We start from the raw sequence: 17,511 nt of genomic DNA, 5'->3' as shown, positions 1-17,511 counted from the left end.
CGAAAGGTAGCGCCCCGATGCGTCGTCCCCAGCTGGACATCCAGCTGAAGACCCCCGAGCAGATCGAGAAGATGCGTGCCGCCGGGCTGGTGGTCGCCGAGGCGTTACGCCGGATGCGCGAGGCGGTGGCGCCCGGGGTGAGCACCGCCGATCTGGACGCGATCGCCGAGTCGACGATTCGTGAGGCCGGCGGGACCCCCTCGTTCAAGGGATACCACGGCTTCCCGGCATCGATCTGCTCGTCGGTCAACGAGCAGATCGTGCATGCGATCCCCTCGCCGGACCAGGTCCTCGCCGAGGGCGACCTGATCTCGATCGACTGCGGCGCGGTGCTGGACGGCTGGCACGGCGACGCGGCCATCACCGTCGGGGTGGGCGAGGTCGACCCGGCCCTGCTGCGGATGGCGACGGTCGCCGAGGACGCGATGTGGGCCGGTATCGCCGCCGCCGCCCGGGGTGCGGCCAGTGGCAAGGGCCGGCTGACCGACATCTCCCACGCGGTGGAGAACGCGGTCCGCAAGGGCGGCCGGTACGGCATCGTCGACGGCTACGGCGGCCACGGCATCGGCACTGAGATGCACCAGGATCCGCACGTGCTCAACCACGGGCGGCCGGGCAAGGGGCCGCGTCTGGTGACGGGCATGGCGCTGGCCATCGAGCCCATGATCACGATGGGCTCGCCGCGTACCGCCGAACTGGCCGACGGCTGGACCGTGGTCACCCGGGACGGGTCGCGCGCGGCACACGTCGAGCACACCATGGCGCTGCTGCCGGACGGGGTCTGGGTGCTGACCGCCCAGGACGGCGGCCGAGCCCGCCTCGGTGAGCTGGTCACCGCCCGCCAGCCCGCTGACTCGCCGGCCGGCTGAACCGCCCCTGTCCCGGCCGTCGGCGCGGAGTCGACCGTGGCCGGGCATCCGCGCGGCGTCCCTGACGAGCTGGCCCTCGGTCGGCCGAGGTGGGGTCTGCCCCGGTTGCCGGTCGTGTGACGTTCGACACGCCTCGATCGCCGTGCTCACTCTCCGTGATCGCCGCCGGGTGCCTGTCGTCGCCCTCGCCCGACGACGGGTGGGCGGGCGCAGGTTAGCCGGACTGGCAGCGCGATGGCATGCTTGCCGACATGGACGGGCAGGACGGGATGCGGGCAGCGAACTCCGACCGGCAGGCCGTCGCCGAACGGCTCCGGGAGGCGCTCGACGAGGGCCGGCTGGACCTGCACGAGTACGACGAGCGGTTGCAGCGGGCCTACGCGGCACGGACGTACGCGGAACTCGACGCCCTGACGGGTGACCTGCCCGGGGCGGTGCCGGCACGGCAGGAGCCCGACGCGCCGGTGCTTCCCGACGCCGGGCGTGGAGTGACCGTCCGCTGGCTGGTCGACGTGTGGGAGCCGTGGCTCAAGACCGTCGGCATCGTCGTCGCCATCTGGGCGGTCACCTCGTTCGCCGCCCGCGACCTGGTGTACTTCTGGCCCATCTGGGTGGCCGGGCCGTGGGGCGCGGTGCAGGTGGTGCGTACCGTCACCGGGCTGAGCACCGGCGAGCCGCAGCGGTGGGCGGCGCAGCAGGAACGCCGTCGGCAGCGTCGGAAAGAGAAGAAGGCCCGCAAGCGGGAGCGTGCCGCGCTCGCCGCCGAGCAGCCTGACGAGATCACCGCCACGGCGGCCGGGTTCACCGGGCCGGGCGAGGAGCGAGACCGGCCGACCGGAGTCACCGGTCCGGGCGCGGAGCGCGAGCGGCCGGGGGCGGACCCGCAGGCCGAGGAGCAGGGCACGGAGGCCCGCAGCGGCACGCCAGCCGAGCCTGAGTCCACCGGTGGGGTACGCCCTGTGGAGCGCGACGCGGCGGGCTGAACGCCGGGTTTGTCCATCCCATCGGCGTACTCTGGCCGGTCGGTTTGGCGACGACGTGCAGGCGGGCGTACACTTTCTGATCGGCGCACAGCGTCCACTCCGCCATGCCCACCAGCGCTTCGGTGGGACGCGGAGCCGCGGCTGGCGCGGGAATTCTGATCTTGATCAGTCACCCGTGTAAGACGTTGTGGGCCGTCCGGAGTAACCGACGTCAGGACAGCGGAGGACATGCCGAAAAAAGACGGAGCCATCGAGATCGAAGGTCGGGTCATCGAGCCCCTGCCGAACGCCATGTTCCGGGTGGAGCTCGCCAACGGCCACAAGGTGCTGGCTCACATCAGCGGCAAGATGCGGCAGCACTACATCCGCATCCTGCCGGAGGACCGGGTCGTCGTCGAGCTCTCGCCGTACGACCTGACTCGCGGGCGCATCGTCTACCGCTACAAGTAAGCCTGACGGCGGCCGGGAATCGTCCCGTGTCCGTCTTCGACGTCCGGTGTCGCGCCTCGTGGCGCCGGGCCAGATGGGAAGTAAGGCAACCGTGAAGGTCAAGCCGAGCGTCAAGAGGATCTGCAACAAGTGCCGGGTTATCCGCCGGCACGGCCGGGTCATGGTGATCTGCACCGACCCGCGCCACAAGCAGCGCCAGGGCTGAACCCAGCCCACACATCACACATGCTCGTCCCAGCCGCGAGCGGTGCGCAGCGCGTACTCACTCGTGGTTGACCCCCGGTCGGAGGCCGGGGCCCGCTCGGGCAGCGACCATCCCGGTCGCCGGCGTGTACCGCGCCGGAAAGACGGGACGGCCGCGTAGCGGGGTGGGACGGGACCACACCTCCGGCAGAAAACCACAAGGAGTACGCCCGCAGATGGCACGTCTAGTCGGCGTGGATCTCCCCCGCGAGAAGCGGCTGGAGATTGCGCTCACCTACATCTTCGGCGTGGGTCGTACCCGCGCTCTGGAGACGCTCGCCGCCACCGGCATCTCGCCGGACAAGCGCGCCCGGGACCTCACGGACGAGGAGCTGGTCCAGCTCCGTGACCACATCGAGGCCAACTACAAGGTAGAAGGCGACCTGCGCCGCGAGGTCGCCGCTGACATCCGCCGCAAGGTCGAGATCGGCTGCTACGCGGGTATCCGGCACCGCCGGGGACTGCCCGTCCGTGGCCAGCGGACCCGCACGAACGCGCGTACCCGCAAGGGCCCGAAGCGGACGGTCGCCGGCAAGAAGAAGCCCGGCAAGAAGTAGTAGTTCTTCAACCGGAATTCTGGTCGTTCTCCGTCGAGGTAGGCCGGGCTCCCACCGGAACCGGTGTCTATCCGATCAACGGGGCGAAGAGCCAGAACCGATCGAGAACCAAAAACAGGAGCGCACAGACTTATGCCACCGAAGGCTCGTGCCGGAGCCGCAGTCAAGAAGGTCCGGCGCAAGGAACGCAAGAACGTCGCCCACGGGCAGGCGCACATCAAGAGCACCTTCAACAACACCATCGTGTCCATCACGGACCCGACCGGTGCCGTCATCTCGTGGGCCTCCGCCGGCCAGGTCGGCTTCAAGGGCTCGCGCAAGTCGACTCCGTTCGCCGCGCAGCTGGCCGCCGAGGCCGCCGCGCGTCGGGCCATGGAGCACGGCATGCGCAAGGTCGACGTGTTCGTCAAGGGTCCCGGTTCCGGCCGGGAGACCGCCATCCGTTCGCTGCAGGCGGTGGGTCTGGAGGTCGGGCAGATCTCCGACGTCACCCCCCAGCCGCACAACGGGTGCCGTCCGCCGAAGCGTCGTCGGGTCTGAGAGGTTAGAGAGAGATGGCTCGTTACACCGGTGCTGACTGCCGCCGTTGCCGGCGGGAGAAGATGAAGCTGTTCCTCAAGGGCAGCAAGTGCGATGGTCCGAAGTGCCCGTTCGAGTCCCGGCCGTTCCCGCCCGGGCAGCACGGCCGCGGCCGCACCAAGGAGACGGAGTACCTGCTCCAGCTCCGTGAGAAGCAGAAGGCTCGCCGGGTCTACGGCGTGCTGGAGAAGCAGTTCCGCGGTTACTACGAGGAGGCCGTGGCCAAGCAGGCCAAGACCGGTGAGGTCCTCCTGCAGATCCTCGAGTCGCGGCTGGACAACGTGGTCTACCGGGCCGGCTACGCCAAGTCCCGGGACATGGCCCGTCAGTTGGTCAAGCACGGTCACTTCACGGTGAACGGCAAGAAGGTCGACATCCCGTCGTACCGCGTCAAGGAGCACGACATCATCGAGGTTCGGGTGAAGAGCAAGGAGCTCACCCCGTTCATCGTGGCGCAGGCCGAGGCCGGCTCCAAGACGGTCCCGGCGTGGCTCGAGGCCATCCCCAGCCAGATGAAGGTGCTCGTGCACTCGCTCCCGGCCCGCCAGGTGATCGACACCCAGGTCCAGGAGCAGCTGATCGTCGAGCTCTACTCCAAGTAAGGGCTCGTTGCGGTGGCCCGCCCGGCGACGGGCGGGCCACCGGAACACGTTGTGTCGTGGACGTCATATAGCGGGCGTCCCGGAAGAGAAGAGAAAACATGCTCATCAGCCAGCGACCGTCTCTCTCCGAAGAGTCGATCAACGAGACCCGGTCCCGGTTCACCATCGAGCCGCTGGAGCCGGGCTTCGGCTACACCCTGGGCAACTCGCTGCGGCGTACGCTGCTGTCGTCCATCCCGGGTGCTGCGGTCACCTCGATCAAGATCGATGGTGTGCTGCACGAGTTCACCACGATCCCCGGTGTCAAGGAGGACGTGGTCGAGCTCGTCATGAACATCAAGGAGCTCTGCGTCAGCTCCGAGCACGACGAGCCGGTCAGCATGTACCTGCGCAAGCAGGGCCCGGGCGACGTGACCGCCGGTGACATCCAGCCCCCGGCCGGTGTCTCGGTGCACAACCCGGACCTGAAGCTCGCCACCCTCAACGGCAAGGGCCGGCTCGACATGGAGCTGACCGTCGAGCGGGGTCGGGGCTACGTCACGGCGGCGCAGAACAAGCAGGCGGGTGCCGAGATCGGCCGGATCCCGGTCGACTCGATCTACTCGCCGGTGCTCAAGGTGACGTACCGCGTCGAGGCGACCCGTGTCGAGCAGCGGACCGACTTCGACCGGCTGATCATCGACGTCGAGACCAAGCCGTCGATGGGCCCGCGTACCGCACTGGCCTCGGCCGGTTCGACGCTGGTGGAGCTGTTCGGGCTGGCCCGGGAGCTGGACGAGACGGCGGAGGGCATCGACATCGGCCCGTCGCCGCAGGACGCGCAGCTGGCGGCGGACCTGGCCCTGCCGATCGAGGAGCTGGACCTGACCGTCCGCTCCTACAACTGCCTCAAGCGCGAGGGCATCAACTCCGTTGGTGAGCTCATCGGGCGTACCGAGGCCGACCTCCTCGACATCCGCAACTTCGGCCAGAAGTCGATCGACGAGGTCAAGATGAAGCTCGCCGGAATGGGTCTGGGGCTGAAGGACTCGGCTCCGAACTTCGACCCGGCGCATGTCGTGGACACCTTCGGCGAGGCCGACTACGACACCGACGACTACCGCGAGACCGAGCAGCTCTAGTCCGCGCTGCCGCCACACCTGAGGAGCACCAAGCATGCCCACGCCCACCAAGGGCCCCCGCCTCGGCGGCAGCCCCGCGCACGAGCGGCTGATGCTGGCCAACCTGGCCACTGCGCTGTTCCAGCACGGCAAGATCAAGACCACCGAGACCAAGGCCCGGCGGCTGCGTCCGCTCGCCGAGCAGCTCATCACCAAGGCCAAGCGGGGCGACCTCGCGTCGCGTCGGCGGGTGCTGACCGTGGTCAAGGACAAGGACGTGGTCTACGCCCTGTTCGACCAGATCGCGCCGCGGTACACCAACCGGCCCGGCGGCTACACCCGGATCGTGAAGACCGGTCCGCGCAAGGGTGACGCCGCGCCGATGGCGATCATCGAGCTGGTCGAGGAGCTTCAGGTCACCGAGCCGAAGGTGAACCAGAAGACCGCCGCCCGCAAGGCCGCGCAGCAGGACAAGGTCGAGGCGCTGGCCCCGACCGACGAGGCCCCGGCGAACCGGTCGGACGACCAGGACGCCGAGCCGCCGGTGTCGGCGTCCGGTGACACCGCCGCTGCCCGCGAGGACAGCGACCTGGCCACCGAGGAAGGCAAGGCCTGAGTCAGGCCGTCGTCGGGCCCGGCATCCCCCACGGGGGTGCCGGGCCCGACTCGTCGAGGAGGTACGACGTGGAGGAGCGCACCCGGCTGCGGCTGGACGTCGCGTACGACGGGACCGGCTTCTCGGGGTGGGCCGCCCAGCCGGAGCGGCGCACCGTCGCCGGTGTGCTGGTGCAGGCGCTGGACCTGGTGCTCGGGGCCGGTGTCGCGGCCGGGCTGACGGTGGCCGGGCGCACCGACGCCGGGGTGCACGCCACCGGGCAGGTCTGCCACGTCGACGTGCCCGGCGAGGTGTGGCGGGCGCACGATGGCCGCCTGCTGCGTCGGCTGGCCCGGCTGCTGCCGGGCGACGTACGGGTACGCGCGATGAGTGTGGTGCCGGACAGCTTCGACGCCCGCTTCTCGGCGACCTTCCGGCGCTACGAGTACCGGGTGACCGACGCGCCCTGGGGCGTCGAGCCACTGCGCCGGCACGAGATCCTGGCCTGGCCGCGTGCGCTCGACGTCGACCGGCTCGCCGCCGCGGCGGCCGGGTTGGTGGGGGAGCACGACTTCGCCGCGTACTGCCGGCGCAAGGAGAACGCCACCACGCTGCGGGAGGTGACCCGACTGGACTGGCGGCGCGAGGCCGACGGCGTCCTGGTCGCCACCGTGCAGGCCGACGCGTTCTGCCAGGCGATGGTGCGCAGCCTGGTCGGCGCGATGCTGGTCGCCGGGGACGGGCGCCGGCCGGTCGAGTGGCCGGCCGGCCTGCTCACGCGGCGGGAGCGGTCCAGCGAGGTGACGGTGGCACCGGCGCACGGGCTGACCCTGGTGGCGGTCGGCTATCCCGACGATCCTGCCGAGTACGCCCGCCGGGCCGAGGCCACCCGACAGCTGCGGGTGCCGGCCGCGACCTGAGCCGCCTCCTCAGTTTCCGTTGTCGGGGCCCTGGTCGCCGGTGTCGTCGGTGGGCGTCGGGTTCGGCTGGGTGGCCGTTCCACCGGCTGCCCGCCGCTCCAGCACGTCACGGCTGAGGTGCATCTCCAGCATGTCGAAGAGGATCTCGCGGACCGTGGTGTCGCCGGAACGGACCGCCGCGCCGTCCGTGCGGGCCACCACCGCGTAGCCGAGGTAGTGGCCGCGTACCTGCCAGCCGACGCGGGCGGGTGCGGAGGTGATGACGTCGGTCCCGTCGCCGGCCGACATGCCCCGGAACCGGCCCTGCCGTGCGTCGAGCGCCTGCCGGATGCGGTCCCGGGCCCGTTCCGCACTGGACCGGTCGGTCAGGTTGAACAACCCGGCCGTGACCAGGTGCTCGCCGTCGGGCGTGCGCAGCGTGGCCCGGACCACCTGGTTGCAACCGAGCAGGGTCAGGGACTCGGCGACCTCGCCGGTGGCCGCGACCGCGCAGCTCGCGCTGGACTGGGTCCGCAGGACCTCGTAGCCGGCGTCGCTGCCGTCGATCGTCAGGGTGCTGGCCGGGAAGACCTCGCGGGCGGACAGCGGCGCGGAGTCGGTGTCCCGCGAGTCCAGGTCGCTGGCGGCGGGCTCGCTGCCCTGGGTGTCCTGCGGCTCGGCGGTGGGTGCCGCCTGCTGGCCGATGAACTGTCCACCGTCCATCAGGGCGCCGGCGGTGAGGCCGCAGAGCCCGAGCAGCACGAGTGCGGCGGCACCGCCGATCAGCACCTGCCAGGTGCGGTTGCCGCCGACGCGGGGCGGCGGCGCACTCACCGGTGTGGACGGTGGTGCGGCGGAGGTCTGCTCGTACCCGGTGAGAGACGTCGAGGCCGGTGCGGCGGTGCTCGACGCGTACACCCCGGAGGGCAGGGCCGGGTCGGGCTCCGGCAGGTGGGGCGCCTGCGGGCCGATCGGCTCCGGCGACGTGGCCAGCTCGGGCGGTGTGGCCAGCTCGGGCGGAGGCGGGGGTTCCGCGTCGGGGGCCGCTGCCGCCGAGGGCAGTAGGAGCTGGTTGGGGCGCGTCAGCGACGGTGTGGGGAAGCGCGACGGGGAGGGACCACCCGGACGGCGGGCGTCGCCGGCCGGGACCGACTCGGCATCGTCGTCGCCGTACTGGAGGTATGCGTCCTCATCGGAGTCGTACCGATACATGGTGACCAGAGTAAGGATTTTTACCCCATTAGTAGGCATTTTGCCGGATGTGCCGACGGTACGGACCACTCCCGTCGGTCCGGTCGGTACCGGCTCGGTGCGAGAATGGCTGGCGTGACCGGGGACCACTACTTCACCGCCGAACCGAGTACGCCCGCCCAGGCGCGCGAGGTGCAGTTCAGCGTCGCCGGCCGCGACTACGCCCTGGCGTCGGCGGGCGGGGTGTTCTCGGCCACCCGGCTGGACCCCGGCACCGCCGTGCTGCTGCGCAAGGCCGAGCTGCCGACGTCGGCCGACGGTCCGCTGCTCGACCTCGGCTCCGGGTTCGGGCCGATCGCCTGCGTCCTGGCCAGCGTGACGCCCGAGGCGACCGTCTGGGCGGTGGACGTCAACGAGCGGGCCCGGGAGCTGACCGCCGGGAACGCGCAACGGCTCGGCGTCGCGGACCGGGTACGGGTGGCCGCTCCCGAGGACGTGCCGGCGGACCTCGAATTCGCGCAGATCTGGTCCAACCCGCCGATCCGGATCGGCAAGGAGGACCTGCACCAGCTACTCGGCCGCTGGCTGCCGCGACTGGCCCCGGGCGGGGTGGCCTGGCTGGTGGTGGCCCGCCACCTCGGCGGCGACTCGCTGCACCGCTGGCTGGTCGATCAAGGCTGGCAGGTCGAGCGGCACGCCAGCCAGAAGGGCTTCCGGGTGCTCCGCATCACCCGCTGACCGTTCGGCGCGACTAATCGGTTGGCCACCCGGCCCGGCTCCGGCAGGATGCCGGCGTGGGATACGTCGACGTGGCAGCGGTCGGACACGTACTACCGGACGGGCGGGAACTCTTCACCGACGTGTCGTTCCGGGTCGGTGAGGGCGCCAAGGTGGCACTGGTCGGGCCGAACGGCGCCGGCAAGACCACCCTGCTGCGGATGGTCGCCGGTGACCTGCCGGTCCGCACGGGCACCATCGCGCGGGCCGGGGGCCTGGGCGTGATGAGCCAGTTCATCGGCATGATCGGCGACGAGTCGACGCTGGCCGACCTGGCCCTGTCGCTGGCTCCGCCGCCGCTTCGGGACGCGGGCCGCCGGTTGGCCGAGACCGAGGCGGCCATGCGCGCGGCCGAGCTGCGCGGCAAGTACAGCACCACCGCGGGCAAGGCCCAGCTCGCGTACGCGGACGCGCTGGCCGCCTGGGGCGAGACCGGCGGGTACGACGCCGAGGTGCTGTTCGACACCGTCGCCACCATCGTGCTCGACCTGCCGTGGGACACCGCCCGGCAGCGTCCGGTCCGCACCCTCTCCGGTGGACAGCAGAAGCGGTTCGCGCTCGAACTGCTGCTGCGCGGCCCGGAGGAGGTGCTGCTGCTCGACGAGCCGGACAACTTCCTCGACGTGCCCGGCAAGCGTTGGCTGGAGGCGCGGCTGCGGGAGTCCGCCAAGTCGGTGCTCTATGTCTCGCACGACCGAGAGCTGCTGGCGCACACCGCCGACCGGGTGGTCGCGGTGGAGGGCGGCAGCGCCTGGGTGCACCCGGGCGGCTTCGCCAGTTGGCACGAGGCTCGGGTGGCCCGCCATGCCCGCCTCGACGAGCTGCGCAAACGGTGGGACGAGGAGCACCACAAGCTGCGCGAGCAGATGCTGATGTACAAGCAGAAGGCGGCGTACAACTCGGACATGGCCTCCCGGTACCAGTCGGCGCAGACCCGGTTGCGCAAGTTCGAGGAGGCCGGGCCGCCGCCCGTACCACCGAAGGACCAGGACATCCGGATGCGGCTGGCCGGCGGCCGGACCGGCAAGCGGGCCCTGGTCTGCGAACAGCTCGAGATCGACGGTCTGACCTACCCGTTCGACCTGGAGGTCTGGTATGGCGACCGGGTGGCGGTGCTGGGCGCCAACGGCACCGGCAAGTCCCACTTCCTGCGCCTGCTGGCCCGAGGCGGCACTGACCCGGATCCGGCCAACGGCCCGGTCGACGGGGCGGCGGCGCTCGCGCCGGTGGCGCACGACGGGACGGCCCGGCTCGGTGCGCGGGTTCGTCCCGGGCACTTCTCGCAGACCCACGACCGGCCGGAGCTGATGGCGAAGACACTGGCCGAGATCCTGTGGCGGGGCGACGACCACCGCGCCGGCATGGACCGGCACGCGGCCATGGCCGCGCTCAGCCGGTACGAGTTGGCCGGGCAGGGCGACCAGCGCTTCGGCACACTCTCCGGCGGCCAGCAGGCCCGTTTCCTGGTGCTGCTGCTGGAGTTGTCCGGGGCGACCCTGCTGTTGCTCGACGAGCCGACGGACAACCTCGACCTGGCCTCGGCCGAGGCGTTGGAGGCCGGGTTGGCCGCGTTCTCCGGCACCGTGCTGGCGGTCACCCACGACCGCTGGTTCACCCGGACCTTCGACCGCTTTCTGCTGTTCAGAGGTGACGGTGAGGTGGTGGAGACGCCGGAGCCGGTGTGGGAGGTCGGGCGATCGACATAGGGTTGATCTCGTGACTGAGATGACCTATCGCCGGTTGGGCGACTCCGGGCTCGTGGTGTCCGTCGTGGGGATCGGCTGCAACAACTTCGGCCGCAAACTCGATCTGGACGGCACCCGCGCGGTGGTCGACGCCGCCCTCGACGTCGGGATCAACTTCTTCGACACCGCCGACATCTACGGCGAGCCGCACGGCGCGTCGGAGGCTCAGCTCGGCGCGGCCCTCAAGGGCCGTCGCGACGACGTGGTGATCGGGACCAAGTTCGGCATGTCGATGGGGGGTGACAACGGGCGGGACTTCGGCGTGCGCGGCTCGCGGCGTTACGTCATCCGGGCGGTGGAGGCGTCCCTGCGTCGCCTGGACACCGACTACATCGACCTGTATCAGTTCCACGAGCCCGACCCGGGCACCCCGATCGAGGAGACGCTCGCCGCCCTGGACGACCTGGTCCGGGCCGGCAAGGTGCGGTACCTGGGCAACTCCAACTTCGCCGGCTGGCAGATCGCGGACGCCGACTGGACGGCGAAGACCCGGGGGGCCGCCCGCTTCGTCAGCGCCCAGAACCACTACAGCCTGCTCAACCGGGACGCCGAGATCGAGGTGCTGCCCGCCTGCGAGCGGTTCGGCCTCGGCATGCTGCCGTTCTTCCCGCTGGCCAACGGACTGCTCACCGGCAAGTACAAGCGTGGCGAGGCGCCGCCGGCCGGCAGCCGCCTCGCCGGTGGCGGCCGGTACGCCCAGCGGCTGGCCGCTGCCGACTGGGACACCATCGAGGGCATCGAGGCGTACGCCGCCGAGCGGGGGGTCTCGATGCTGCACGTGGCGATCGGCGGACTGGCCGCCCAGCCGGCGGTGACCTCGGTCATCGCCGGAGCCACCACGCCCGACCAGGTGCGCGCCAACGCCGAGGCGGGCACCTGGCAGCCGGGTGAGGCGGACCTCAAGGCGCTGCGCGCGGTGCTCGACCGGTAGGGGACAGCGCACGCGAAGGGCCCCGCCCGGCGGACAGCCGGACGGGGCCCCGGGAACTCGCTTACAACTTCCGGCCAGGCGCGAGCCGGGTGGGATCGCCACCCAGCCGTCCGGTGCCGGCGACGGACTCGCCGTCGTTGGCGCGTACGCCCGCCTTGCTGGCCGTGCCGCCGAGCCGGACGATCATGGCATCGGTGTCCCGGACCAGCACGTCCCGGATCTCCGCCTCACCGACCAGAGAGGCGTCGGCGGCCAGCCCCCGGAACGCGGTGAGCTGGTTGATCGCCCGCTGGTCGTTACCGGCGGCCTCCGCCGTACGGGCGTTGGAGAGCCGGTTCGACAACTGGGTGTGCGCCCGAGCGGAGAGTCGACCCGTCGCCTTGAACCGGTCCAGCAGGTTCTGCATGTCCCGGAACGAGGTGGTGACGAAGAACCGGACCGTCGTGGTGGTGGCGTTGCCCGCCTTGTCGGTCGCGGTCACGGTCAGCTCGTGCAGCCCCAGCGGCAGCTCGTACATCGCCTGAAGGGTGCCGCTGACGTACGGGCGGTCGTCGAGCCGGCCGACCACGGTGGCGATCCCCGAGGTGGGGTCCACCGCCTGCCAGGACACTCGAACGTCCTGGCTGTCGCCGTAGAGCTGGCCGTCGGCGATGCCGGAGACCAGCAGCGTCGGCTTGGTGCCGTCGATCCGGACCACCGCCGACTTGAGCGTCTCGGCGTTGCCCACGGTGTCGGTGGCCCGGTAGAGCAGCTCGTGGGCCCCGTCGCCGCTGATCTCCACCGGCTCGGTGTACGGCGTCCAGTCACCGCCGTCCAGCGACCACTCCAGCGACCTGACCCCGGAACCGGCGTCGGTCGAGGAGAGCACCACCGGGATCGTGCCGTCGTGCCAGCCCGCGTCGTTCGCCGGGGCGAACGCCGCGGTGCTGACCGGCGCGGTGGTGTCGATGCGGACGTCGACCGTCTTGGTCTCCTCCACGTTGCCGGCCTCGTCGACCGAGCGGAACCGCAGCTCGTGCTCGCCGTCCCCGGAGACCGCCACCGGAGCCGTGTAGGCGGTCCAGGTGTCGGCGTCGTCGAGCTGGTACTCGGTGCGGGCCACCCCGCTGCCGCCCTCGTCGGTGGCGGTCAGCGTGACCGTCGTCGGGCCGGTGTACCAGCCCTCAACCGGCGTGCCGGCGACCTCGGCGGTGGTCACCGGTGCGGTGTCGTCGACCGTGCCGGTGCTCAGCCGGAAGTAGTCGAACGACACCTGCTTCGAGGCGGTCTGGTTGCCGCCGAGGGCGAACAGGCCCACCTTCGGGGTCGGCCCGACCGCCGCGTTGGTCAGCTCGGTCAGCGTCGTCCAGGTGCTGCCGTCCGCCGAGTACGACGCGGTGAAGGTGTCACCGGTGCGGGCCAGCCGCAGGTGCCACACCGACTCGGTCAGGCCCTCCGCGCCGGGCTGCGGGTTCTGGATCGCCCCGTCGATCTCGCTACGGAGCTCGATCCGTCGCGACACCGGCGAGCCGGCCTGGTTGTCGACGACGAAGTCGAACTTGACGTAGTTGTCGTCGTCGCCGTACACGATCAACCCGCCCTGCTGGTACTGCTCGTCCAGCAGGCTGCCGTCGACCTTCGTCTCCAGCGTCCAGTCGCCGTCCGGCGCGTTCTGCAGGATGAAGTTCGTCGGCCCGGTGTTGTCGGTGCCGTAGATGTCACCGTTGGGCACGTCGATGCGCAACGTCCCGTCGGCCACCAGGTAGGCGGTGGCGTCCTCCCGGAGGATCGCGTTCCACCGGCACTTGTCCAGCGCCGCGCCGGTGAACTCGTCGGACGGGTCGACCGGTCCGGCCGGCTCGTCCGGCGTCACCTGGAACCAGTCGAACGCGGCGTCCACCACTGGCGCGGTGGTGCCGCCGTTGAGGGCGAACAGACCGATCCGGGGGTTCTCGATGCCCTCCAGCGCCGCCGCCCGACCGACCGGGGTGAAGGTCAGCCCGTCGGACGAGAGCGCGGCGGTCAGGCTGGTGCCGTCGCTGCTGATCCTCAGGTGGACGGTGTCACCGTCCGGAGCCGCCGTGCTGTCGGCACCCTCGTTGCGAGGCGTACCCGCGGTCTCCCGGATGAACTCCACCCGCCGGCTGCCGTTGTAGAGCAGGTCCAGCTTGGCGTAGTTGTCGTCGTCGCCGTAGACCAGCAGACCGGCCTGCTGGTAGTCGGCCGTGACCGGCAGGGTCACCTTGGTGGTCGCCGACCAGGCACCCGAGGGCGCCGGCTGGAGCACCAGGTTGGTGGCGTCGTTGCGGCTGCCGTACAGGTCACCGGCCGAGGTGGGCAGGCGCAGCGCGCCGTCGCTGACGGACAGGAGTTGGTTCTCCCGCACCACGCTGGTCCAGCGCTCCCGGTCCAGGGTGGTGCCGCCGAAGTCGTCCGAGCGCGTGCCGACGCAGGAGGTGTTCGGCGCGTCGACCCGGACCGGCACGGTGGCGTACGAGAACGCGCCCCGGCTGTCCGTCACCGTCAGGGTGGCGGTGAAGTTGCCGGGCCGCTCGTACGTGTGCTCGGCCTGGAGCGTGTCGGCGGTGCCACCGTCACCGAAGTCCCACTCGTACGTCAGCGGGGTGTCGCCCTCCGGGTCCACGGCCGTGCCGCCGAACGCGATGGTGACCGGCGCGGTGCCGGTGCCCGGCGTGGCGGTGGCGGTGACCGTCGGCGGGGCGTTGTCGGTGACGCCCTTGCCGACGAAGTCCGCCCAGTTGACGTTGAACAGCGAGCCGGAGCCGCCGCTCGGGTGCCGGGCCACGAAGAACAGCGATCCACTCGCCGGCCCGGTGACCTCTGCGGTGACGTCGGTGTACGTCTGCCAGTCACCGGTGCCCGGAACGGTGGCCGTGGCGACCACCGGTCCGTCGACCGCGCCGGCCCGGACCTCGATCACACCGCCCTCCACGCCCGAGGAGGCGCGGAACCGGATCTCGTCGATCTCGGTCAGGTCGGCCGGGTCCACCGACCACCAGTCACCGTCCTCGATGAAACTGATGTTCTCGCCGCCGCCCGCGGTGTCGCCGGTGGTCTCCCGCTGCACGCCGGGCTCACCGCCGCCGGTGCCGTCCGCGGTGCGGCCGGTGTCGCTGAAGTACTCGGCCTGCTTGCGCTTCGGCTGGAGGATCTCGATGATCCGGCCGGTCAGCGGACTGGCGCCGCCGGAGCCACCCTTGTCGGTGTAGGTCGCCTCCAGGACGGTGAAGACGTCCGCCTCGGCGCCGTGCCCGGCGGCGAGCTGGGTCTGCACCGTGCCGCTGCACCCGGTGTGCTGTTCCAGCGGGTGCGCGTGCTCGTCGTGCCCGAGCAGCACCTGGAGCTGGACGTCGGCGCAGTCGATCTCGCCGTCCTCCGGGTCGGTCACGGTGATCGAGTACTTGACCTGGTCGCCCCAGTTGAAGAAGCCACCGTTGGGCGGGAACTCGATCTCCACCGTCGGCGCGGTGTTGCCCACGGTCACCGGGACGTTCGCCACCGCCGTACGGCCGTTGGGATTGGTCACGGTGAGCTGGGCGGTGTAGTTGCCGGCCTCGGCGTACGTGTGGGTGGGGTTCGCCTCGGTGGAGGTGCCGCCGTCGCCGAACGCCCAGGAGTACGTCAGCACGCCGCCGTCCGGGTCACGTGACCCGGCACTGGAGAACTCGACCGTCAGCGGCGCCGGGCCGGAGGTCGGTTCGGCGGAGGCCACTGCGATCGGGGCCCGGTCACCGGCGATGTAGTCGATCCGGTAGACGCCGGAGTTGTCGTTGTTGCCGCCGAAGCCGCTGCCCCACTCGATCAGGTACATCGCGCCGTCGGGGCCGAACTCGAAGTCCATCGGCCGGATGAAGGTCATCCCGGTGAGCAACTGGTTGATGTCGACCAGTTCCCGCCCGTCGGCGCTGACCTGCATCGTGTACATCTTGGACTGGTTCCACTCGCCGAGCAGCGCCTTGCCGTCGTAGTACGCCGGCCACTTGCGGTCCGAGTCGAGGTCGGCGTCGTACCGGTAGACCGGGCCGCCCATCGGCGCGCCGCCGCCACCGATCTCCGGGAACCGGGGGTCACCCGCGTAGCCGTAGTCGACGGTGGCCGCGATGGCCGGCGGCAGGTTGGTCAGGCCGGTGTTGTTCGGCGAGTTGTTGACCACGGCGGCGCAGTCGAACTTCGGCCCGCTCGGGCCGGACGGGAACTGGTAGTCGTTGTACGCCTGGTTCCCGCCGTGGCAGTACGGCCAGCCGTAGTTGCCGGCCTCGGCCACGATGTTCCACTCGACCAGACCGGCCGGGCCACGGTTCGGGTTGGCCGAAGCCGCGTCCGGACCGTAGTCGGCGACGTAGAGGGTGTCGGTGGCCGGGTCGATGCCGATCCGGAACGGGTTGCGGAAGCCCATGCCGTAGATCTCCGGCCGGGTCTTCTCGGTGCCCGGCGGGAACAGGTTGCCCTCCGGGATGGTGTACGTCCCGTCGTCCTCCGGGTGGATCCGCAGGACCTTGCCGCGCAGGTCGTTGGTGTTGCCGGAGGTGCGCTGCGCGTCGTAGTCGGCACGGCCCGGACGCTCGTCGATCGGCGTGTACGCGTCCGACTGGAACGGGTTGGTGTTGTCCCCGGTGGCCAGATAGAGGTTGCCGGCCGAGTCGAACGTCATGGTGCCGCCCGCGTGGCAGCAGGTGTTGCGCTGGGTGTCGACCTGAAGGACGACCTTCTCGGAGGCCGCGTCGATCGCGTCACCGCTCACCGTGAACCGGGACAGCACGTTGCGCGCCACCCCGTCGTTGGGCGCGTAGTAGAGGTAGACCCAGTTGTTGGTGGCGAAGTCCGGGTCGAGGCGGATGCCGATCAACCCATCCTCGTTGCCGGTGAAGACGTCGAGGTCGATGGCGGTGACCGTGTTGCCGGTGTCCGGCTTGACGATCTGCACCCGGCCGTCGCGCTCGATGTAGAAGACCCGGCCGTCCGAGGCCACGTCCAGCTCCATCGGGTTGCTGGTGTTGCTGTCCAGCGTCACCTTCTCGAAGCTGGCGGTCAACGAGGCGCCACAGTCGGCGTCCTGCGCCCCGGCCGCGGTCCGGATGCCGCCGAGCAGGTGGCCGAGGAACTGCGGCTCCGCGTACGACTCGTTGGTGTGGCCGCCACCGGTGTACCAGGCCCGGCCGCCGTCGTAGTCCTGGCACCAGGCGATCGGGTGGTCGTGACCCATCGCGCCGGAGCCGGGGGAGTAGCTGGTCTCGTCCAGCGTGGCCAGCACGTGCACCTTGCCGCGGGGGTTGGTGCGGTAGTTGTACCACTCGTCGAACCGGGACCAGCGATCCGGCAGATCCGCCGTGGACGGGTGGGCCGGGTCCTCCACCTTGACCGTGGCCTGCTGGTTGGCCGGGTGGCTGTTGAAGTACGCCCCGACCAGACCGCCGTACCACTCCCAGTCGTACTCGGTGTCGGAGGCGGCGTGGATGCCGGCGTACCCGCCACCGGCCCGGATGTAGCGCTCGAACGCCGCCTGCTGGTCGGCGTTGAGCACGTCACCGGTGGTGGAGAGCCAGATCACGGCCTGGTATCCGGCGAGGTTCTGGTCGGTGAAGGCAGTGCTGTCCTCGGTGGCGTCGACGGTGAACCCGTGTTCCGCGCCGAGCTGCTGGATGGCGGCGATGCCGACCGGGATCGAGCCGTGCCGGAAGCCTGCGGTCTTGGAGAAGACCAGCACCGAGAACGGGTCTGCGTCGGCCTGCGGGGCCGGTGCCTGGGCGACCGGGACGGTCCGGGCGGGGGCGGCCTGGGTGGCGGGTGCGCCGGCGAGCGTGGTCGCGGCCAGTCCGAGGGTGAGAAGGGTGGCGGTCATGGGCACGCGCATGCGGCGTGGTCGGAACACTCCGGTCTCCTTGGTCCTTGCCGGACAGGGGTCGCGGGGGCCGGCTCGCCGAAGACCGTCCCTGATGGAGCCGCAGCCGGAGGGCCGTGCCAGGGCTTCCGTTGCGGCATTATGTCGAATC

General features: G+C 70.9%; 14 protein-coding genes and 1 pseudogene. 13 read left to right on the top strand and 2 right to left on the bottom strand.

What is annotated here, in order from left to right; translation table 11 throughout:
• The first annotated feature begins 17 nt into the window (after positions 1-17).
• The 10 genes and pseudogenes from map (at position 18) to truA (ending at position 6,898) form a co-directional block, all read left to right on the top strand.
• On the top strand, positions 18-869 hold the full coding sequence (gene map, locus ACZ31C_RS08260) for a type I methionyl aminopeptidase (RefSeq protein ID WP_465794691.1): 852 nt from the start codon (positions 18-20) through the stop codon (positions 867-869).
• 251 nt (positions 870-1,120) lie between these two features.
• Positions 1,121-1,666, top strand: a pseudogene (locus ACZ31C_RS08255) (DUF1707 SHOCT-like domain-containing protein); the annotation flags it as partial.
• Between the two features lie 414 nt (positions 1,667-2,080).
• Entirely contained in the window at positions 2,081-2,302 is a 222-nt protein-coding gene (infA, locus tag ACZ31C_RS08250) for a translation initiation factor IF-1 (protein ID WP_007073013.1), read from the top strand.
• Between the two features lie 91 nt (positions 2,303-2,393).
• Positions 2,394-2,507, top strand: a complete 114-nt coding sequence (gene rpmJ, locus ACZ31C_RS08245) for a 50S ribosomal protein L36 (RefSeq protein ID WP_012184307.1) — start codon at positions 2,394-2,396, stop codon at positions 2,505-2,507.
• Positions 2,508-2,721: 214 nt separating this feature from the next.
• Entirely contained in the window at positions 2,722-3,102 is a 381-nt protein-coding gene (gene rpsM, locus ACZ31C_RS08240) for a 30S ribosomal protein S13 (RefSeq protein ID WP_117226239.1), read from the top strand.
• Between the two features lie 132 nt (positions 3,103-3,234).
• Positions 3,235-3,642: a 30S ribosomal protein S11 gene (gene rpsK / locus ACZ31C_RS08235; protein WP_007073011.1), complete on the top strand. Its 408-nt coding sequence runs from the start codon at positions 3,235-3,237 to the stop codon at positions 3,640-3,642.
• A gap of 14 nt (positions 3,643-3,656) precedes the next feature.
• Complete coding sequence (gene rpsD / locus ACZ31C_RS08230; protein WP_350692864.1) at positions 3,657-4,283, top strand: 30S ribosomal protein S4; 627 nt, start codon at positions 3,657-3,659, stop codon at positions 4,281-4,283.
• Between the two features lie 98 nt (positions 4,284-4,381).
• Positions 4,382-5,404, top strand: a complete 1,023-nt coding sequence (locus ACZ31C_RS08225; RefSeq protein ID WP_074472529.1) for a DNA-directed RNA polymerase subunit alpha — start codon at positions 4,382-4,384, stop codon at positions 5,402-5,404.
• Positions 5,405-5,438: 34 nt separating this feature from the next.
• The gene (rplQ, locus tag ACZ31C_RS08220) at positions 5,439-5,999 is read left to right on the top strand and encodes a 50S ribosomal protein L17 (protein WP_465794690.1); all 561 of its coding nucleotides are present in this window, start codon (positions 5,439-5,441) and stop codon (positions 5,997-5,999) included.
• Between the two features lie 68 nt (positions 6,000-6,067).
• A complete protein-coding gene (gene truA / locus ACZ31C_RS08215) occupies positions 6,068-6,898 on the top strand; it encodes a tRNA pseudouridine(38-40) synthase TruA (protein ID WP_465794689.1) in 831 nt (276 codons plus the stop codon).
• A 9-nt stretch (positions 6,899-6,907) separates the two neighbouring features.
• On the opposite strand, the gene ACZ31C_RS08210 is transcribed toward truA, so the two are convergent.
• On the bottom strand, positions 6,908-8,089 hold the full coding sequence (locus tag ACZ31C_RS08210) for a hypothetical protein (protein WP_465794688.1): 1,182 nt from the start codon (positions 8,087-8,089) through the stop codon (positions 6,908-6,910).
• Positions 8,090-8,203: 114 nt separating this feature from the next.
• On the opposite strand from ACZ31C_RS08210, the gene ACZ31C_RS08205 reads away from it, so the two are divergent.
• The 3 genes from ACZ31C_RS08205 to ACZ31C_RS08195 are packed head-to-tail and all read left to right on the top strand — an operon-like array spanning position 8,204 to position 11,521.
• Positions 8,204-8,806, top strand: coding sequence for a class I SAM-dependent methyltransferase (locus ACZ31C_RS08205; RefSeq protein ID WP_465794687.1), 603 nt, complete (start codon positions 8,204-8,206; stop codon positions 8,804-8,806).
• Positions 8,807-8,862: 56 nt separating this feature from the next.
• Complete coding sequence (locus tag ACZ31C_RS08200; RefSeq protein WP_465794686.1) at positions 8,863-10,551, top strand: ABC-F family ATP-binding cassette domain-containing protein; 1,689 nt, start codon at positions 8,863-8,865, stop codon at positions 10,549-10,551.
• 19 nt (positions 10,552-10,570) lie between these two features.
• The gene (locus tag ACZ31C_RS08195; RefSeq protein WP_465795012.1) at positions 10,571-11,521 is read left to right on the top strand and encodes an aldo/keto reductase; all 951 of its coding nucleotides are present in this window, start codon (positions 10,571-10,573) and stop codon (positions 11,519-11,521) included.
• Positions 11,522-11,582: 61 nt separating this feature from the next.
• Here ACZ31C_RS08195 and ACZ31C_RS08190 read toward each other — a convergent pair whose 3' ends face one another.
• Positions 11,583-17,360: a ThuA domain-containing protein gene (locus ACZ31C_RS08190; RefSeq protein WP_465794685.1), complete on the bottom strand. Its 5,778-nt coding sequence runs from the start codon at positions 17,358-17,360 to the stop codon at positions 11,583-11,585.
• Between the last annotated feature and the right edge of the window lie 151 nt (positions 17,361-17,511).

The sequence above is a fragment of the Micromonospora sp. NPDC023869 genome, assembly GCF_055559695.1.
This window is presented reverse-complemented; position numbering and strand designations above follow the sequence as displayed.

Coding starts and splice junctions, on each gene's coding strand:
- map (WP_465794691.1), top strand. CDS start 18: ATGCGTCGTCCCCAGCTGGACATCCAGCTGAAGACCCCCGAGCAGATC.
- infA (WP_007073013.1), top strand. CDS start 2,081: ATGCCGAAAAAAGACGGAGCCATCGAGATCGAAGGTCGGGTCATCGAG.
- rpsM (WP_117226239.1), top strand. CDS start 2,722: ATGGCACGTCTAGTCGGCGTGGATCTCCCCCGCGAGAAGCGGCTGGAG.
- rpsK (WP_007073011.1), top strand. CDS start 3,235: ATGCCACCGAAGGCTCGTGCCGGAGCCGCAGTCAAGAAGGTCCGGCGC.
- rpsD (WP_350692864.1), top strand. CDS start 3,657: ATGGCTCGTTACACCGGTGCTGACTGCCGCCGTTGCCGGCGGGAGAAG.
- ACZ31C_RS08225 (WP_074472529.1), top strand. CDS start 4,382: ATGCTCATCAGCCAGCGACCGTCTCTCTCCGAAGAGTCGATCAACGAG.
- rplQ (WP_465794690.1), top strand. CDS start 5,439: ATGCCCACGCCCACCAAGGGCCCCCGCCTCGGCGGCAGCCCCGCGCAC.
- ACZ31C_RS08210 (WP_465794688.1), bottom strand. CDS start 8,089: ATGTATCGGTACGACTCCGATGAGGACGCATACCTCCAGTACGGCGAC.
- ACZ31C_RS08195 (WP_465795012.1), top strand. CDS start 10,571: ATGACCTATCGCCGGTTGGGCGACTCCGGGCTCGTGGTGTCCGTCGTG.
- ACZ31C_RS08190 (WP_465794685.1), bottom strand. CDS start 17,360: ATGACCGCCACCCTTCTCACCCTCGGACTGGCCGCGACCACGCTCGCC.